Consider the following 18,096-nt stretch of genomic DNA (forward strand, 5'->3'; position numbering starts at 1 on the left):
CGCGCGCGGTGAGGACCTCGCGGACCTGTGCGCCAGCGCGGCGCGGGTACGCGACGCGGGCTTGGCTTCGGCCGGCAGGCGCGGCCCCGGCGGCGGGTTGCCCGTCACCTATTCGCGCAAGGTCTTCATCCCGGTCACCCACCTGTGCCGCGACACCTGCCATTACTGCACCTTCGTCACCGTGCCGGGCAAGCTGCGCGCACAGGGCGCGGGCATGTATCTCGAGCCCGACGAGATCCTCGACATCGCCCGTCGCGGAGCCGAATTAGGTTGCAAGGAAGCTCTTTTCACCCTCGGTGACCGGCCCGAGGATCGCTGGCCGGAGGCGGGGCAGTGGCTCGGCGAACGCGGCTACGACTCCACGCTGTCCTACGTGCGGGCCATGGCGATCCGGGTGCTCGAAGAGACCGGGCTGCTGCCGCACCTGAACCCCGGCGTGATGAGTTGGTCGGAGATGGCCCGGCTCAAGCCGGTGGCGCCGTCGATGGGCATGATGCTCGAGACGACGTCGCGACGACTGTTCGAGACGAAAGGGCTTGCCCACTACGGCAGCCCGGACAAAGACCCCGCGGTGCGGCTGCGCACCCTCACCGATGCGGGCCGGTTGTCCATTCCGTTCACCACCGGCCTGCTGGTCGGCATCGGCGAGACGCTGACCGAACGTGCCGAAACCTTGCACGCGATTCGCAAGTCGCACAAGGAGTTCGGGCACGTCCAAGAGGTGATTGTGCAGAACTTCCGGGCCAAGGAACACACCGCCATGGCCGCCGTCCCCGACGTGGGGATCGACGACTACCTGGCGACGGTGGCGGTCGCGCGGCTGGTGCTCGGTCCCGGCATGCGCATCCAGGCGCCGCCGAACCTGGTGTCCCGCGACGAGTGCCTGGCGCTGGTCGGCGCCGGGGTCGACGACTGGGGCGGCGTGTCACCGCTGACACCCGATCACGTCAACCCCGAGCGGCCGTGGCCCGCTCTCGACGAGTTGGCCGACATCACCGCCGAGGCCGGATACGAACTGGTGCAGCGACTTACCGCCCAGCCCAAGTACGTGCAAGCCGGGGCGGCCTGGATCGATCCGCGGGTGCGTGGACACGTGACGGCGCTGGCCGACCCGGCGACCGGCCTGGCTCGCGACGTCAATCCGGTGGGGCTGCCCTGGCAGGAGCCCGACGACATCGCGTCCGCCGGGCGGGTCGACCTCAACGCCGCGATCGACACCGAGGGCCGCGCCACTGAAGCCCGCAGCGATCTGGACAGCGCCTTCGGCGACTGGGAATCGATCCGCGCGCAGGTGCACGAGCTGGCCGCGCAAGGCGCGAAAGCGCCAGAACGCCTAGACACCGATGTGCTTGCCGCGCTGCGAGCCGCGGAGCGCGATCCCGCCGGTTGCGCCGACAGCGAATACCTGGCGCTGGCGACCGCCGACGGACCGGCACTCGAAGCCGTTGCCGCCCTGGCGAATTCGCTACGCCGCGACACGGTGGGCGACGACGTGACATTCGTCGTGAACCGCAACATCAACTTCACCAACATCTGCTACACCGGGTGCCGGTTCTGCGCGTTCGCGCAGCGCAAGGGCGACGCCGACGCGTATTCGTTGTCCACGGAAGAGGTGGCCGACCGCGCGTGGGAGGCGCACGTCGAAGGGGCCACCGAGGTGTGCATGCAGGGCGGGATCGACCCGGAGTTGCCGGTCACCGGCTACGCCGACCTGGTCCGCGCCGTCAAGGCGCGGGTGCCGTCCATGCACGTGCATGCCTTCTCGCCGATGGAGATCGCCAACGGCGTGACCAAGAGCGGGCTGAGCGTCCGCGAGTGGCTGATCAGTTTGCGCGAGGCCGGGCTGGACACCATCCCGGGCACGGCGGCCGAGATCCTGGACGACGAAGTGCGCTGGGTGCTGACCAAGGGCAAGCTGCCGACGTCGGAATGGATCGACATCGTGACCACCGCACACGAGGTGGGGCTGCGGTCGTCGTCGACGATGATGTACGGGCACGTCGACAGCCCGCGGCACTGGGTGGGTCACCTCAACGTGCTGCGCCGGATCCAGGACCGCACCGGCGGATTCACCGAGTTCGTCCCGTTGCCGTTCGTGCATCAGAGTTCGCCGTTGTACCTGGCGGGCGCGGCCCGGCCCGGGCCCACCCACCGCGACAACCGCGCCGTACACGCCCTGGCGCGAATCATGCTGCACGGCCGCATATCCCAGATTCAGACCAGCTGGGTCAAGCTCGGGGTCGAGCGCACACAGGTAATGCTCAACGGCGGCGCCAACGACCTGGGCGGCACGCTGATGGAGGAGACCATCTCGCGGATGGCCGGTTCGGAGCACGGGTCGGCCAAGAGCGTCGAGGAGCTGACCGCGATCGCCGAGGGGATCGGGCGCCCGGCGCGGCAACGCACCACCACGTACGCCCCGCGGGCCGCTTAACAGCCGGGGGCGGCGGGTATACCCGCGCCGTGAACCGACAGATCGACGATGACCGGTTCCCTTCAGTGGCGGCCGTTCGTGGCCGCGGTGCAGCGGCGGCGGCCCGACGCGGGCACCTGGTGCGAGGCCTGGACGGTGCGCGACATCGTCGTCCATCAGGCCGGAAACGCCGAGGAGATCGCCCGGGTGCTGGCCGCTCACCTGGAAGGCGAACCCGTCGGCACGCGCGGCTTCGAGGAACGCGAAGGGCCCCTGCGCGCTCTGAACGACGCCGACCTGTGGGACGCGCTGTTCGACCGGATGGCCACCCTCAACCGGATCGCGGAAGCGGCCGACGGGGTGTCCCAGGACACCGACGTCGCGTGGACGGGCCGCACCATGAAGGTGCCCTGGTTCGCCGAACACATGCGCGAAGAGCTGGTGCTGCACGGCTGGGACATCAGCGGCGATGACGTGGCGGCCCAGGCGCGGCTGGCCGAGCCCTGGATGACCACCCACAGCGTCATCGCGGTCGGAAAGCCGTTGCTGGCCAAGGGCGCCAAGCAATTGCGGCCCGGCGAGCGCATCGAGGCCAGGCTGCGGGCCGCCGGCACCGACGACGTCGTGATCAGCGCTGAAGCGGACCGCACCGCCATCGGACTCAGCGAACCCGAGGGCCAAGCCACCCTGGAGACCGACCCTGCCGCGCGCGTGCTACTGCTCTGGGGGCGTAAGCCCGCAGACCCATCGCGAATATGCAGCCGCGTCGGACCGGAAACCCTGGGCCGCGTGCGCGGCCTGCTCAGCGGTTACTGATCCGCGTGGAAGTTGTTGCAGGTGACCGCGACCTGGTTGATGTCGTCGTAGTACTTCTGCGCCGACGGCATGGCCTGGATCTGCTGGGCCATCTCCTGCCGCTTGGGCGGCGGCGCGGCCAAGAAGTTGCGGATGTAGGACTGCGCCACCGGCGAGCTGTTCAACTTCGTGGCGGCGGCGGGATCCGTGGCGTTGAGCGCCGCAATCACCTGCCCGTAGTTGCACGTGGTGTTGATGATTGCGTCCGTCGGGTTTGCGGACGCGATTCCGGCCCCGGCGGTCAACGCCACGGCCGCGCCCCCGAGCGCAACGGTCAATTTGGTCAACGACAGCCTCACCATGTGTGGACACCCTTCCCCAGTTAATGCACCGCTATCACGGCGACGACACTTGCCCAGCGGCTGTCGCCTGCGGTCGAGGTTACCAGGCGTCGCGAGCATGCTTCCAACGCAATGCATATCGCGGAGCACCGCAGAAGTGCGACTTTTCGCAGGTCAGCGCGCTGCACAGCGTGTTCGCCCTCGGCGAAAAGGGCCCCGCCCGCGGCGTTCGAGACTGACAGTCTTAAATCGTCAATTTAACGGGCGTGCCAAGTGGTTGACGTGTATGTGCAACGTCTAGTATCAGTAACCGAAAGCTTTGTCCTGGAGCGGCCGGAAGCACAGGGCGCGAGCCGAAGAGCAGCCCACCGAAGTAGTACATGGAGGAAACGTCTGTGACCTACACGATCGCCGAGCCCTGTGTCGACATCAAAGACAAGGCATGTATCGAGGAGTGCCCGGTCGACTGCATCTACGAGGGCGCACGGATGCTGTACATCCATCCCGACGAGTGCGTCGACTGCGGAGCGTGCGAGCCCGTCTGCCCCGTCGAAGCGATCTACTACGAAGACGACGTGCCCGAGCAATGGAGCCAGTACACGCAGATCAACGCCGACTTCTTCACCGAGCTGGGGTCGCCGGGCGGCGCCGCCAAGGTCGGCATGACCGAGAACGACCCCCAGGTCGTCAAGGACCTGCCGCCCCAGGGCGAGGGCGACTGAGCGGCCCGGTGCTGGATTGGCCCCTGGATAGGCCCGGCGTGAGGCAGCGCGCCCCACGCGGGCGGGTGTCCGCGTCCCTGCCGGAGTTCCCCTGGGACACGCTGGCCGACGCGAAAGCGCTGGCCGGTTCCCATCCCGACGGGATCGTCGACCTGTCCGTCGGCACCCCCGTCGACCCGGTGGCGCCGGTGATATCCGACGCGCTGGCCGCCGCCGGTTCCTCGTCCGGATATCCCGCCACCGCCGGCACCCCGCAATTGCGTGAAGCGGCGGTCGCCGCGCTGGCCCGCCGCTTCGGCGTGACCGGGCTGACCGAGGCCGCCGTGCTGCCGGTGATCGGCAGCAAGGAGCTCATCGCCTGGTTGCCGACGCTGCTGGGGCTGGGGTCCGCGGACCTGATCGTGGTGCCAGAGCTGGCGTACCCGACCTATGACGTCGGGGCGCGGCTGGCCGGAACGACGGTGCTGCGGGCGGATTCGTTGACCCAGTTGGGCCCGCAATCGCCGGCGCTGATCTACCTCAACTCGCCGAGCAACCCGACCGGGCGCGTGTTGGGCGTAGACCACCTGCGCAAAGTGGTCGGTTGGGCGCGCGAGCGGGGCAGTTTGGTGGCGTCCGACGAGTGTTACCTGGGCCTGGGCTGGGAGACCCAACCGCTGTCGATCCTGCATCCGTCGGTCTGCGACGGCGACCACCGCGGGCTGCTCGCGATCCACTCGCTGTCGAAGAGCTCGTCGCTGGCCGGTTACCGGGCCGGATTCGTCGCCGGGGATCCGGACCTGGTGGCCGAGCTGCTGGCGGTGCGCAAACACGCCGGGATGATGGTGCCGACGCCCGTGCAGGCGGCCATGGTCGCCGCCCTGGACGACGATGTCCACGAGCGAGCGCAGCGGGAACGGTACGAACGGCGGCGGGAAGCGTTGTTGCCGGCGCTGCGCTCGGCCGGATTTGCCGTGGACCATTCCGAGGCGGGCCTGTATCTGTGGGCGACCCGCGGCGAGCCGTGCGCGGACAGCGTCACCTGGCTGGCCGACCGCGGCATCCTGGTGGCGCCCGGCCATTTCTACGGCCCGCGCGGCGCGCAGCACGTGCGCGTCGCGTTGACGGCGACCGACGAGCGGATCGCGGCCGCCGTGCGGCGGCTCGCCTAGCCCGGTGACGATGCGCGCCGCCTCGCGGCGCGAGGAGGAGGCGGGCCATCTGGCCTAGCCCGGTGACGATGCGCGCCGCCTCGCGGCGCGAGGAGGAGGCGGCTCGCCTAGCCGAAACCGACCAGCCGCCACAAATGGCGGCCGCCGGCGTGCACAATGCATCGAAGGTGTTTTGCCCGCTCAACCTCGGGTAAGGACGGTGGTCGTGACGACTTCGGCCGACAAGCTGCGCATCCCCCTTTCGGTCGGGGACATCGTCAAGCGGGTGTTCCTGGGAAAGCCGCTGATCACTGAGGACATCGCCTCCGAGAAGCTGTCGAATTCGGTTGCCCTGGGCGCGCTTTCGCCGGATGCGGTGTCGTCCGTCGCCTATGGTCCCGAGCAGATCCTGATCGAACTGCTGCCGCATGCAGGGCTGGCCGCCTTCCTGCTGTTGCTTCCCATCACCGGTGTCATCCTGCTCATCCTGGTGCTGGTGGCCGCCTCGTACCGGCAAGTGGTGATGGCCTACACGCGGGCGGGCGGCTCCTACATCGTCGCCCGGGACAACTTCGGGCCCCGGGTCGCGCAAATCGCCGCCGCGGCGCTGCTGATCGACTACGTCGTCACCGTTGCGGTGCAATCGGCGGCCGGGACGGTTGCGGTGGTGTCGGCGGTTCCCGCGCTCGGCCCGTACAGCCTCGAACTCACCGTCGGTGTCGTCGTTGCGATCTGCTACGCGAACTTGCGCGGGCTGAAGGAAGCAGGACTGCCCTTCGCCGTTGCCACCTATTCCTTCATCGTCATGGTCGGCCTGACGATCGTGGTCGGCGTGATCCGCGCATTCGCAGGGAACCTGCCGATTTACGACCCCGCGCACCTGGCCGGAACGGTACCGGTTCACCAGGGCAACGGGTTGGTGCTGGGCGCGACAATTTTGGTCTTGCTGCGGGCGTTCGCCAACGGAGGCTCGTCGCTGACGGGGGTCGAGGCCATCTCCAACACGGTGGATTACTTTCGAAAGCCGCAGGGCCGCAACGCGCGCCGCGTGCTCACCGCCATGGCCACCATCCTCGGCCTCCTGCTGGCCGGCGTCGCCTACCTGGCGCACGTCACCCACGCCACGCCGTATCTCACCGAATACCCCTCGGTGCTGTCGCAGATCGGCCGTGCCGTCTTCGGCAACGGCGTGATCGGCGACGTCTTCTACATCCTGGTTCAGGCCGCGACCGCCGCCATCTTGTTCACCGGTGCGAACACCAGTTTCAACGGATTCCCGGCGCTGGCCAGCTTCGTCGCCGAGGACCGCTTCCTGCCGCGCCAACTCACCAAACGCGGTCACCGGCTGGTCTTTTCGAACGGCATCATCACCCTGACGGCGCTGTCGGTGCTGTTGCTGGTGGTGACCGGCGGGTCGGTCAGCGCGCTGGTCCCGTTCTATGCGATCGGCGTCTTCACCGGCTTCTCGATGGCCGGCTACGGGATGACCAAACACCATCTGACGCACCGGGAACCGGGATGGCGGCACCGCCTGGCGATCAACCTGTCCGCGGCGATCCTGTCGACGATCGTGGTGGGCATCTTCGCGGTGGCGAAATTCACCGAGGGCGCGTGGCTGGTGGTCGTCGTCTTCCCACTGCTGGTGTTCATGCTGATGCGGCTCAACCGCGAATACCGCGCCGAGGCAGCCATTCTCGAGATGTTCCGCACCGACCGTCCAGAGTTGGTGAAGTATGCGCGGCACCGGGTGTTCGTCCTCGTCGACTCCGTCGACCTGGCGGTGATCGAAGCGTTGCGCTACGGCAGGGGATTACGAGCCGACGAGCTGACCGCGGTGCACTTCATGGTCGACCCGGCCCACGCCGCCCAACTGCGGAAGCGCTGGGATCACTTCGATCTCGACACCCCGCTGCGGGTGGTGGACTGCCCGGACCGGCGGATCAGCCGCGCCGCGCAGCTGCTGGTCGCCAAGGCGCGCGAAGAACAACCGCACACCAACGTGACGGTGTTGCTGCCCCGGCGAACGTTCGCGCGGCTGCTGGGCAGGCTGCTGCATGACCGCACCGCGGACAAGATCTCCCGCGCGGTGAGCCTGATCCCCGATGCGGCGGCGACGATCGTGCCCTACGACGTGGAATCGCGCATCAAGGAGGCCTACCCCGACACCTTCGAGCAGCGGATCGCGCAGGAGATCGACAAGCTCGAGGCGTGGGTGTCCAAGGGTGAGGACGAGAAGGTGGACGCCTACGAGCACCCCGAGCGGCCGGCCTCGGTCATCCTGGTGGCCGGCCTGATCTCGGGGCAACGAGCCACCGTCGAGGGTCGGGTCAACCAAGTCGAGGACGTCACCGACCGCGGGCGCACCTTCCGGCAGGTGGTCGTCGGGGACAACAGCGGGGAGATGACGGTCACCTTCCGTCCCGGACACGGAGGCGCGGACATTCAGCCCGGCCAGCTATTGCGGATCACCGGAAAGGCCCGCCAGACCGGCAACCGGCCCATCTCGATGATCGATCCGACGTATCACGTGATCGAGGACCCCGCAAAGGCCGTCGACTCCGGCGAATCCGGCGAATCCGGCGAAACCGGCGAAGCGTAACGTCCGGCCGATCGGGGATCATCCCCCGCGCGGGCACACTCGGTTGGCCCGATCCGCTTGGAAAACAAGATGTTTCGTCCGGCACCCGGACACGGGCAAATTCCTGGCCGAGCTGAGGGCGCTGCCCCGCGAGGAATGGCCCACCGCGATTCGGCGGCTGCCGTCCGGTCAGCTCAGCCTATTGCTGCGGCGCACAATCGATCCCGATCGTCCGTTGTCAGACTATGGATTGGATTCGCTCGGTAATCTCGAGCTGCGAACCCGCATCGAGACCGAAACGGGTGTGCGCATCAGCCCCACCAAGATCACCACGGTTCGTGATCTGGCGGAGCATCTGTGCGACGAGCTGGCCGCTTCGGAAGCGGCTGCGTCAGCGTCCTGATGAAGCGGATGCCTACCCCGGAAAGGCGAGTGCCGCACCCCGACCCCGAAAACCGTCCTAAACTGACCATCTTGGCTTGTAGACTTGCTGAAGTCCGGTTTTACTCGCAGGCGATGCCGCGCACGGGGGTTGTCAGGAATGAGCGCGCCGGAGCGCCGGTTGAGAGGACCACGGGCCGCGTAGGAGGTGACGCGTGCAATCCCGACGAGGAGCTGAGGATGTCCAACAACATCACCTGGCACGACCACCAGATCTCTCGCGAGGCGCGCGAACGGCTCAACGGCCACAAGGGCTGCGTCATCTGGTTCACCGGGCTGAGCGCCAGCGGCAAAAGCACGATCGCGAACATCGTCGAGCAGAAGCTGCACGAGCGCGGCGTGCGGAGCTACCTGCTGGACGGCGACAACGTTCGCCACGGGCTCAACGCCGGCCCGACTCTCCTCGAAGAGCGGCACGGTGTCGAGTTCGCGAAGCGGTTCGGCCTGGGGTTTTCCGCCGAGGACCGTGAGGAGAACATCCGGCGCCTCGGGGCGGTCGCGAAGTTGTTCTGCGATGCCGGGGTCATCACCCTGACGGCCTTCATCAGCCCGTACCGGCATGACCGCGACGCGGTTCGCGCCACCCTCGCCGACGGCGATTTCCTGGAGATCTTCATCGACACGCCGATCGAGGTTTGCGAGCAGCGTGATCCGAAAGGGTTGTACAAGAAGGCGCGGGCCGGCGAGATCAGGGGCTTCACCGGAATCGACGATCCGTACGAGGCCCCGCTGAACCCGGAACTGCGGCTCGAGGGCGGCACGAAGGATGCGGACACGCTGGCCGAGGAGGTGGTCGCTCACCTCGAGAAGGAGGGCGTCATTCCCGCCCGTGCCGCACGGGGGTTCGACACACACCGCGAAGCGAGGTCATGAGATGAACTATCACGGTCACAACGGGAAACCGATCGTGGAAAGAGTATCCACGGACGGCGCCGCCGGACAGATCAAAGGCTTGCCCCGCGTGCCCATTTCGAAGGCGACCGCGCACGAAGTGATCAGCCTGTCCTACGGATTCTTCACCCCGCTGTCCGGTTTCATGGGCCGGCAAGAGGTGGACGGAACCCTGGACAAATTGCGGCTCCCGGACGGAACGCTGTGGAGCGTCCCGATCGTGTTCGACCTGTCCTCCGACGACATCGAGGAGCTGGGGGTAAACGAGGGCGGCAGCGTCGTACTGGAGTACCTCGACGCACCGATCGCGATCCTCGACGTCACCGAGATCTACGAGTACGACCTGCAGCGCTTCGCCGAGAAGACCTACGGCACATCCGATCCCAGGCACCCGGGCGTGAAGAAGACGCTCGCGTACGCGAACCGGTTCGTCGCCGGCGACGTCACGCTCATCAACGAACCGGTGTTCAACGAGCCCTTCAAAAGCTTCTGGCTCACGCCGAGGCAGCACCACGACGCGCTCGCAGAGAAGGATTGGAAGCACGTCGTCGCACACCAGACCCGCAACGTCCCGCACACCGGCCACGAGGCGCTGATGAAGCAGGCGTGGTTGGCGGCCAACGAAGACATGCCCGTCGATAACCTCAACACCGGCGTGCTCGTCAACGCCATCATCGGGCAGAAGCGGGTGGGGGACTACATCGACGAGGCGATCCTGCTGGCGCAGGACGAGCTGAGGAAGAGCGGCTACTTCCGCGAGGACGTCCACAAGGTGACCTTCACGCTCTGGGACATGCGGTACGCGGGGCCCCGCGAGGCGATCTTCCACGCGATCCTGCGGACCAATCTCGGCTGCACGCACCATATGTTCGGGCGCGACCACGCCGGCGTCGGCGACTTCTACCATCCGTACGACTCGCAGAACCTGCTTCAGCAATACCGGTCGGAGCTGGGCATCAAACCGGTGTTCCTGCGGGAGAACTGGTACTGCCCCGAATGCCGGGAGGTGACCAACTCCGCGCTGTGCGGTCACGACTCCCAGGCGCAAAGCTTCAGCGGCAGCCTGATCAGGAGCATCCTCACCGACGAGGTGAAGCCTACCCAGCAGGTCATGCGCCACGAGGTGTTCGAGGTGGTCTTGGAGTCCGCGGCCAAATACGGCCAGGGCTCACCGTTCGTCACCGAGGACTACCTGAAGGACAGGCTGCCGGTGTTTACGCTGAACCAGTTGGAGGAAGCCACCTCATGACCGGTGGCGAGAAGAAGATCAAGGTCAACGTGTGGATCAACGAGGAACGGCTCGAGGCGCTGGCGAACGCCGGAATGGCCGACTCGGCGAAGGATGCCTTCGCCGGTATGAAGCTCCTGGAGATCTACACCACCGAGGCGCAGAAAGACATTGTGCTGCAACGCTTCCCGGGGGCAAAATACGACTCCGCCACCACAAAATCCATCGAGTTGCTCCCCAAGAAGGCCAAGGACAGGCTGTTGGAGCTGTCCATCGCGTTGCGCTCCACCGGTCCTGACGTGGTGGACCGCTTCCTCGCCGAAGTGCAACCCTAGCCGGAAGTGGCGAGGCCGCCGCGCGCTCAGGCGTCCAGCCGGGTGAACTGCTGGCGGCGGTACTGCTCGACGCAGGCGGCCCGTCGGATCTTGCCGCTCGTCGTGGTGGGAATCGACCCGGGTGACACCAAGACGAGATCGGCGACATTGAGGCCGTGCGCGCTCGAAATCGCTGCGGTGACATCGTTTTTGACGGCGGCGAGCCGGTGTAGCGCCTCCTCGTCGGAATCGTCGCGCTTCTTCAATTCGACGATGGTCACCAGCTTTTCGGTCTCGTCTACTGGGACGGAGATCGCCGCAACCCGGCCGCCGGTGATCCCCTGGACCGTCGACTCGATGTCCTCGGGATAGTGGTTGCGCCCGTAGACGATCAACAGATCCTTTATCCGGCCCACGATGAACAGCTCGCCCTCGGAGACGAAGCCGAGGTCGCCCGTGCGTAGCCATGGCCCTTCGGGCGTGCCCGGCGACGGGTCGGCCAGAATACCGCCGAAGGTGCCCTCGGTCTCCTCCGGCTTCTGCCAGTAGCCACCCGCGACATTCTCACCGTGGACCCAGATCTCGCCGACCGTTCCCGGTTGGCATTCCCTGCCGGTGTCGGGGTCCACGATCCGGACGGCCGGCGACTTCGGCATGCCGTAGCTGAGCAGCGGTGCGCCGGACCCAGCTGAGCAGCGTTCTGCGCTGCCCTCCGACAGCTTCTCGGGTTCGAAGTGAACGACTGCTGGTGCACCTCTCACATTGCGGGTGGCGACATATACGGTCGCCTCCGCCAGACCGTAGGACGGGCGCATCATGTGATCGCGAAAGTTGTACGGGGCGAATCGATTGCAGAACCGATCCAGAGTGGCGGGGTGGATGCGTTCGGCGCCGCTGACGATGCCCAGCACGTTGCCAAGGTCGAGTCCGGCCATGTCGGCGTCGGTTGTCTTCCGGAGGGCGAGCTCCAAGGCGAAGTTCGGTCCCGCCGAGAAGCAGGGGCTGGGTTTCGCCAGCGCTTGGATCCACCTCGCCGGACGCTGCAGGAAAGCGACTGGGCTGGTGAGCTCGCATCGGTAACCGCTCAGGATCGGTATGACGACGCCTTGCATCAAGCCCATGTCGTGGTAGAAGGGCAACCAGGACACGATAGTGGTGTCGGGTGGCGCCATGCCATTCGAGTCCGGGAACAAGTCGAGCATCAGCTGCTGGAAGTTCACCTGAAGATTCTGGTGCGAGATCATCACCCCGGCCGGCAGCCGGGTCGAGCCCGACGTGTACTGCAGGTACGCCGTGTCGGGGGCACCGCTGATCCGGATGCTCGGCGCGCTCGCGTCGTCCAAATCCAGGGTGTCGACCTCGATGACGGCCGGGCCCGGCTGCCGGAGGTGTTCGGTGACGGTTCCGGCGACCGCGGACGTGGTCAGGACGACGGTGGGCGTGGTGTCGGCAAGGACGGCGCTCACCCGTTCGTCGTGTGAGCCGGCCGCCGGCACCGACAGCGGCACCGCGATGAGCCCGGCCTGCATCGCCCCCAGGAATGCCGCGATGTAGGCCAGGCCCTGGGGAGCGAGGATGACGGCCCGGTCGCCGACGGCGCCATGCCGCTTGACCTCGTGCGCGACGTTCAGGGTGCGCTGGTAGAGCTGCGCCCACGTCAACGCCTCGGTGACGCCGGCCCAATCGTGCTCGTAGTCGGTGTACCGGAAAGCCACATCGTCGGGCTGCAGGCCCGCGCGTTCCCGCAGCAGCGAGACCACGGACGCGTTCGGCATGGCCGTTAGGTTACCGCCTGGCGGCGGTTCCGCATCGCGGTCGTTCATTTTCGGCTCCGGCCGGTTGCGGATTTCGGGGCGGTCCGGCGCGACCGCACGAAAGGTGCTGCAGCGCAGTCCGATCAGGGCTCGGGCTCCCATGAGCTGGGCAGCATCGGCGCGCGCGTGCCCCCGTCGAACGCGTCATCGGCGACGCGGGTCAATCCCGACGGTCTGGTGGCGGACCGCGCCGGTGCGGTTCCGGCGAATCCCAGGCCTTCCGCGCCCCTGGCCGAAGCTGTCCCCGATGACAGTGGCGGGACCGCGCCGGATTCGCACCGGCTTCCTGCATCGTCATCACCTTACGGCTGGCATTGTTACATCCGTTGTGTCCAAAAGCCAGCAAATCACCCGAAGCTCGCGCCGTCGACGGTGTCACCGGCTCTCCAAGACCCGCAGGCTGAGCGAAAAGAGCAGCCGCACCTCGGGATCGGCCAACGACGTCGACAACAACTTCTCGATGCGCCGGATGCGGTAGCGAACCGTGTTGGGGTGAACGTGTAGCGACAGCGCGGCGGCGGCGACGTCGCCGAAGCTGTCCAGATAGACCCGCAGGGTTTCGGCCAGCACCGGCTCCCGGGAGCGCAGGTCGACGATCCGCGGATCGACCGATCGCTCCTCGCGTCCAACCAAATCGAGGATCTCGTCGAGCAGGACAGTGGTGCGCGCCTCGGCCAGCGACGTCACTTGCCCGATCGAAATAGGATGGCGCGCAGCGCTGTCCAGCACGCGGTCCAGCTCGCTGCGGGCCGCGGCGAGTCCGGTGAGGCCGGCGACGGGGGCGGCGACGGCGGCCCGCAGCTGCACCCCGAGTTCGGTGCGCATCGCCGCGATGGTGCCGCGCACCCACGAGGTGACCGAGCGGTTTTGGGTCTGGGGCAGCAGCACATAGATGCGCGATCCGCGGGAGGCGAGCTGGGCGTCCCGCCGAAAAGCGGTGGCGCTCAGCGCCATTACATCGGTCAGTCGCGCCGGACGGGACGCGCTGTCTCCCGCGGTGTCCAAGGTGTCCCAGCCGACCAGCGCCGCGTCGGCGTCGACGGCGAGGCCCAGTTGGCGTGCGACGGCGGCCACGTCGGGCTCGCCGTCGATGAGGCCAAGCAGCTGTTGCACCCGCCGCGCGTGCGTGGACGGACGGGCCGCCAGCCGCGCCATGATGCGCCCGGCCAGTACGGCCGCGCCACGCAACATCTCCTCGGCGTCGGCGGCCAGCGGTTGTGTGCCCTGCTGCACCCAGATGGTGCCGGCGAACACCGGCGGTCGCCGCGCGTCGAGCTCGGCCTGGTGAATCCCGACCGCCAGGCGCGGACGCAGGCCCAACTCCGGACGCTCTGCCACCCGTACCACCCCGTCGCTCGCCCGCAGCGCATCGAAAATGCCCCACTGGCCGATCCATTCGAGATGTTCGGGCGGCCCGGCCCGGCCGAGGATGGACAGGCGGCGCAGCTCGTCGGCTTCGTCGTTGGAGGCCGAATAGGCCAGCACGTGCGATTGGGCGTTTTCGATGCTGACCATGCCGTGGATGCGGTCGGCCAGCGACTGTGCCAAGCCGAACAGGTCGGTGCCCGAGTCCTCGGTCGCATCGGCGCGGTCCCCGTGATGCTCCAGCACGTGGTTGACCAGCTGGTAGAGCCGCTCCCAGCGGGCCCGCGGTTCGACCGCGACCACCGCGGATCCCGCGCCGACCGCCGCGCTCACCAGCGCGGGCGACGGCTCCTTGGCGAAGATCGCCACCGGAACGCGCTCGCGGGTCTGCTTGGCCATCCACCGCAGCGCCTCGTCGTCGGGCACGCCCAGCAGGAAGAACACATCGGCCGAGCCCGCGGCCGCCGCCAGCCCGAGCCGCACATCGTCGCTGTCGATCAGCGCCGCCGAGCCCACCGGAAGGTCGAGGCCCCGCGGCGCTTCCACCAGGCGGACCAGGGTCGCGTCCAGCGCGAGCAACAGCTGGCCCAGCCCCACACCGGCCATTGTCCGATCGTACTACCCATCGCGTCTGATCTTATTCGATCGGCTAACTCCCGCGGCCTCCATGACGAGGATCCTGGCAGCATGGACGCGATAACCCAGGTGCCGCTGCCGGCCAACGAGCCGGTCCACGACTATGCGCCGCACTCCCCGGAACGTGGCCGGCTGCGCGCCGAGCTGGCCGCGCTGGCCGATCACCCCATGGACCTCCCGCACGTCATCGGCGGTGCGCACCGGATGGGCGACGGTGAACGCATCGACGTCGTCCAGCCGCATCGGCACGCGGCCAAGCTGGGCACCCTGACCAACGCCGTCCACGCGGATGCGGCGGCGGCGATCGACGCCGCGATGAGGGCAAAAGCGGCCTGGGCGGCCATGCCGTTCGACGAGCGCGCGGCCGTGTTCTTGCGGGCCGCCGACCTGCTGGCCGGGCCGTGGCGGGAGAAGATCGCCGCCGCGACGATGCTGGGCCAATCCAAGTCCGTCTACCAGGCCGAGATCGACTCGCCCTGCGAGCAGATCGACTTCTGGCGGTTCAACGTGGCGTTCGCGCGCCAGCTCCTGGCGCAACAGCCGATCAGCGGGCCGGGGGAGTGGAATCGCAGCGATTACCGCCCGCTGGACGGATTCGTCTATGCGATCACGCCGTTCAACTTCACCTCGATAGCCGGCAACCTGCCGACCGCGCCCGCGCTGATGGGCAACACCGTGGTGTGGAAGCCGTCGATCACCCAGACGCTGTCGGCCTATCTGACGATGCAGCTGCTCGAGTCCGCGGGATTGCCGCCCGGCGTGATCAACCTTGTCGCCGGCGACGGCTTCGCGGTTTCGGATGTGGCGCTGGCCGATCGGCGGCTGGCCGGTATCCACTTCACCGGCTCGACGGCCACTTTCCAGCGGCTGTGGTACCAGGTCGGCACCAACATCGGTCACTATCACAGCTATCCGCGGCTGGTAGGCGAGACCGGTGGCAAGGACTTTGTGGTGGCGCACCCTTCGGCACGGCCGGATGTGCTGCGCACCGCGCTGATTCGTGGCGCGTTCGACTACCAGGGACAGAAATGCTCGGCGGCATCGCGGGCATTCATCCCGCACTCGGTGTGGCGGCGGATGGGCGACGACTTCCTGGGCCAGACCGCCGCGTTGCGCTACGGCGACGTCACCGACCTGACCAACTACGGCGGCGCGCTGATTGACCGGCGCGCGTTCGTCAAGAACGTCGACGCCCTCGAGCGGGCGAAGAGCGCGGCCCACGTCACCATCGCCGTGGGCGGCGAGTACGACGACAGCACCGGCTATTTCGTGCGCCCCACGGTGCTGCTCTCCGACGACCCGACCGACGAAGCGTTCGCCACCGAGTATTTCGGTCCGCTGTTGTCGGTGCACGTGTACCCCGATGACGACTACGAACGGATCCTGGACGTGATCGACACCGGGTCGCGATACGCGCTGACCGGCGCGGTCATCGCCGACGATCGCGAGGCCGTGCTGACCGCTCAGGACCGCCTGCGGTTCGCCGCGGGGAATTTCTACGTGAACGACAAGCCGACCGGCGCGGTCGTCGGTCGTCAGCCCTTCGGGGGTTCGCGCGGCTCGGGCACCAACGACAAGGCCGGGTCGGTGCTGAACCTGTTGCGCTGGACGTCGGCCCGGACCATCAAGGAGACGTTCGTGCCGGCGACCCAGCACACCTATCCGCACATGGCGGCCGAGTGATGGGCGGGGTGTTCGCCAGCACCATTCGGCCGGCGATCATGGCCGCCAGCCGGCGACCAGGGTTGCGCCGCGCCGCCGAAGTGCTGCCGGTCACCCGCAGGGTGGTGCACCGGTTCGTGCCCGGCGAGACGATCGACAGCGCGCTGGACAGCGTTGCGTCCCTTCGCCCTTCGGGTCGCTATGTCAGCCTCGACTATCTGGGCGAAGACGTCACCGACGCCGACGACGCCGGCGCGGCGGTGCGCGTGTACCTGGACCTGATCGACCGCCTGGCCCGGTTCGGCGACCACGCCGCCGTCCGGGCGCTCGAGGTGTCGCTGAAGCTGTCCGCGCTGGGGCAGTCGCTGGATCGCGACGGTGAGAAGATCGCCCGGGAAAACGCGTGGGCGATTTGCGAAGCGGCGCAGCGGGCCGGCGTGTGGGTGACGGTGGACGCCGAAGACCACACGACGACGGACTCGACGCTGGCGATCGTGCGGGACCTCCGGCTCGACTTCTCTTGGCTGGGCGTGGCTTTGCAGGCCTACCTGGGGCGCACGCTCGGCGACTGCGAGGAGTTCGCGGCGGCCGGGGCGCGGATCCGGTTGTGCAAGGGCGCCTACGACGAACCGGCCACGGTGGCCCACCGAGATCCCGACGCGGTGACCGATTCCTATCTGCGCTGCCTAAGGGTGTTGATGGCCGGCTCGGGCTACCCGATGGTGGCCTCCCATGACCCGGCGATCATCGATGCGGTACCCGCGCTGGCGCGCGAATCGAACCGGGACGCAGACGATTTCGAGTTTCAGATGCTGTACGGCATCCGCGAGGTCGAACAGCGGCGGCTGGCCGAGTCCGGCAACCACGTGCGCGTCTACGTGCCGTTCGGCACCCAGTGGTACGGCTATTTCATGCGCCGGCTGGCCGAGCGGCCCGCGAACCTGACCTTCTTTTTGCGCGCGCTGGCCCAGCGGGGGCACTGAGCGGCGTAGCCTCTCGGCCATGAGCCTGGTCATCGAGGAGATGCCCGATCTCGGCATCACGCGGGTATCGCGCTGGGTCTTCAATTGTTACGTCCTGCACCGCGACGACGGTGCGGTGGTCGTCGACGCCGGATTGCCGCGGGTCGCCAACGATCTCGCGGCCGTCCTGGGTCACCCGGGCGGCACCGTGCATGCCGTGGTTGCCACCCATGGACACAGCGATCACGTCGCCGGGGCGGCGGAACTGACCGCACGCTATCCCGCACCGATCTGGTTGCCCGCCCTCACACTCGGCTATCTCGACGGAGCAAAACCGCGCACGCCGACTCCGGCCCGCGCCGCACGCATCTGGCCCACCCTGATCGACCAGCCGCTCGACCGAATCGCTGTGACGGGGCTGCTCGGCGGTGCCCGGGTGGCGGGATACGGCACGCCGGCCGGCATGCGCTGGACGGGGCCACCCCCTCGCGGCGGCCTTGCCGACGGCCAGCCGCTGCCCGGTGCGGCGGATTGGACCGTGATCAACGCGGGTGGACACACCGACGACAGCATCGCGCTGTGGAACCCGACGACTCGGACGCTGCTGTCCGGCGACGCCGTGCTGACCGTTCGCGGCAAGGTTTGGCACACACCGGAGATCGTCGACGCGGCGAGCGCCGCCGCCACGCGAAAGAGGTTGGAAGAGCTACCGGTTGCGCATTTGTTGCCCGGCCATGGATGGCCGGTTCACGGTGCCGGCACCGTGTGGCCCGAACAGCGGCGTTGATGTCCAACAGCGTGCGC

The 18,096-nt window shown here is 67.8% G+C and carries 16 protein-coding genes and 1 riboswitch; of the genes, 12 read left to right on the plus strand and 4 right to left on the minus strand.

Going from position 1 to position 18,096, the window contains the following annotated elements; genetic code table 11:
* Both A5678_RS07150 and A5678_RS07155 read left to right on the plus strand, forming a co-directional pair.
* On the plus strand, positions 1-2,434 hold a 2,434-nt coding region (locus A5678_RS07150), incomplete at its 5' end, for a bifunctional FO biosynthesis protein CofGH (RefSeq protein ID WP_068040313.1).
* A gap of 48 nt (positions 2,435-2,482) precedes the next feature.
* A complete protein-coding gene (locus tag A5678_RS07155) occupies positions 2,483-3,229 on the plus strand; it encodes a maleylpyruvate isomerase N-terminal domain-containing protein (protein ID WP_082945428.1) in 747 nt (248 codons plus the stop codon).
* Here A5678_RS07155 and A5678_RS07160 read toward each other — a convergent pair.
* Positions 3,223-3,567 (minus strand): hemophore-related protein, encoded by a 345-nt coding sequence (locus A5678_RS07160; RefSeq protein WP_068040469.1) that lies wholly within the window; start codon positions 3,565-3,567, stop codon positions 3,223-3,225. The genes A5678_RS07155 and A5678_RS07160 overlap by 7 nt on opposite strands.
* Positions 3,568-3,944: 377 nt before the next feature.
* Here A5678_RS07160 and fdxA point away from each other — a divergent pair, with 377 nt between their 5' ends.
* The 7 genes from fdxA to A5678_RS07195 all read left to right on the plus strand — a co-directional run bounded on the left by fdxA (position 3,945) and on the right by A5678_RS07195 (position 10,874).
* On the plus strand, positions 3,945-4,271 hold the full coding sequence (fdxA, locus tag A5678_RS07165; protein ID WP_055398945.1) for a ferredoxin: 327 nt from the start codon (positions 3,945-3,947) through the stop codon (positions 4,269-4,271).
* Between the two features lie 65 nt (positions 4,272-4,336).
* Positions 4,337-5,422, plus strand: coding sequence for a succinyldiaminopimelate transaminase (dapC, locus tag A5678_RS07170; RefSeq protein ID WP_068040472.1), 1,086 nt, complete (start codon positions 4,337-4,339; stop codon positions 5,420-5,422).
* Positions 5,423-5,627: 205 nt separating this feature from the next.
* Complete coding sequence (locus A5678_RS07175) at positions 5,628-8,000, plus strand: APC family permease (RefSeq protein WP_068040473.1); 2,373 nt, start codon at positions 5,628-5,630, stop codon at positions 7,998-8,000.
* 181 nt (positions 8,001-8,181) lie between these two features.
* Positions 8,182-8,382, plus strand: a complete 201-nt coding sequence (locus A5678_RS27765) for an acyl carrier protein (protein WP_255396900.1) — start codon at positions 8,182-8,184, stop codon at positions 8,380-8,382.
* A 218-nt stretch (positions 8,383-8,600) separates the two neighbouring features.
* Positions 8,601-9,293: an adenylyl-sulfate kinase gene (cysC, locus tag A5678_RS07185; protein WP_068040318.1), complete on the plus strand. Its 693-nt coding sequence runs from the start codon at positions 8,601-8,603 to the stop codon at positions 9,291-9,293.
* 1 nt (position 9,294) lies between these two features.
* The gene (gene sat / locus A5678_RS07190) at positions 9,295-10,560 is read left to right on the plus strand and encodes a sulfate adenylyltransferase (protein ID WP_068040320.1); all 1,266 of its coding nucleotides are present in this window, start codon (positions 9,295-9,297) and stop codon (positions 10,558-10,560) included.
* On the plus strand, positions 10,557-10,874 hold the full coding sequence (locus tag A5678_RS07195) for a hypothetical protein (RefSeq protein ID WP_068040322.1): 318 nt from the start codon (positions 10,557-10,559) through the stop codon (positions 10,872-10,874). Before sat ends, A5678_RS07195 begins: the two co-directional genes overlap by 4 nt.
* Positions 10,875-10,900: 26 nt before the next feature.
* Here the strand turns inward: A5678_RS07195 and fadD21 are convergent, their stop codons facing one another.
* From fadD21 to A5678_RS07205, 3 genes are all read right to left on the minus strand, one after another.
* On the minus strand, positions 10,901-12,628 hold the full coding sequence (gene fadD21, locus A5678_RS07200; RefSeq protein WP_068040475.1) for a fatty-acid--AMP ligase FAAL21/FadD21: 1,728 nt from the start codon (positions 12,626-12,628) through the stop codon (positions 10,901-10,903).
* A gap of 122 nt (positions 12,629-12,750) precedes the next feature.
* Positions 12,751-12,882 (minus strand): hypothetical protein, encoded by a 132-nt coding sequence (locus tag A5678_RS28300; RefSeq protein ID WP_368664889.1) that lies wholly within the window; start codon positions 12,880-12,882, stop codon positions 12,751-12,753.
* Positions 12,853-12,995, minus strand: a riboswitch (cobalamin riboswitch). (Overlaps the previous gene by 30 nt.)
* 47 nt (positions 12,996-13,042) lie before the next feature.
* Positions 13,043-14,638, minus strand: a complete 1,596-nt coding sequence (locus A5678_RS07205; protein ID WP_068040324.1) for a CdaR family transcriptional regulator — start codon at positions 14,636-14,638, stop codon at positions 13,043-13,045.
* Between the two features lie 81 nt (positions 14,639-14,719).
* Here A5678_RS07205 and pruA point away from each other — a divergent pair, with 81 nt between their 5' ends.
* Genes pruA through A5678_RS07220 form a run of 3 tightly spaced genes read left to right on the plus strand, consistent with a single transcriptional unit; the run spans position 14,720 to position 18,079 of the window.
* A complete protein-coding gene (gene pruA, locus A5678_RS07210) occupies positions 14,720-16,351 on the plus strand; it encodes an L-glutamate gamma-semialdehyde dehydrogenase (protein WP_068040326.1) in 1,632 nt (543 codons plus the stop codon).
* Positions 16,351-17,313: a proline dehydrogenase family protein gene (locus A5678_RS07215; protein WP_068040329.1), complete on the plus strand. Its 963-nt coding sequence runs from the start codon at positions 16,351-16,353 to the stop codon at positions 17,311-17,313. Before pruA ends, A5678_RS07215 begins: the two co-directional genes overlap by 1 nt.
* 19 nt (positions 17,314-17,332) lie before the next feature.
* Positions 17,333-18,079, plus strand: coding sequence for an MBL fold metallo-hydrolase (locus A5678_RS07220; RefSeq protein WP_068040332.1), 747 nt, complete (start codon positions 17,333-17,335; stop codon positions 18,077-18,079).
* Positions 18,080-18,096: the final 17 nt, after the last annotated feature.

The sequence above is a fragment of the Mycobacterium sp. E2733 genome, assembly GCF_001667585.1.
Classification (GTDB): Bacteria; Actinomycetota; Actinomycetes; order Mycobacteriales; family Mycobacteriaceae; genus Mycobacterium.

Excerpts from the sequence above, each read along its gene's own strand:
- A5678_RS07155 (WP_082945428.1), top strand. The coding sequence starts at position 2,483 with ATGACCGGTTCCCTTCAGTGGCGGCCGTTCGTGGCCGCGGTGCAGCGG.
- cysC (WP_068040318.1), top strand. The coding sequence starts at position 8,601 with ATGTCCAACAACATCACCTGGCACGACCACCAGATCTCTCGCGAGGCG.
- sat (WP_068040320.1), top strand. The coding sequence starts at position 9,295 with ATGAACTATCACGGTCACAACGGGAAACCGATCGTGGAAAGAGTATCC.
- A5678_RS07195 (WP_068040322.1), top strand. The coding sequence starts at position 10,557 with ATGACCGGTGGCGAGAAGAAGATCAAGGTCAACGTGTGGATCAACGAG.
- fadD21 (WP_068040475.1), bottom strand. The coding sequence starts at position 12,628 with ATGCCGAACGCGTCCGTGGTCTCGCTGCTGCGGGAACGCGCGGGCCTG.
- A5678_RS07205 (WP_068040324.1), bottom strand. The coding sequence starts at position 14,638 with ATGGCCGGTGTGGGGCTGGGCCAGCTGTTGCTCGCGCTGGACGCGACC.
- pruA (WP_068040326.1), top strand. The coding sequence starts at position 14,720 with ATGGACGCGATAACCCAGGTGCCGCTGCCGGCCAACGAGCCGGTCCAC.
- A5678_RS07215 (WP_068040329.1), top strand. The coding sequence starts at position 16,351 with ATGGGCGGGGTGTTCGCCAGCACCATTCGGCCGGCGATCATGGCCGCC.
- A5678_RS07220 (WP_068040332.1), top strand. The coding sequence starts at position 17,333 with ATGAGCCTGGTCATCGAGGAGATGCCCGATCTCGGCATCACGCGGGTA.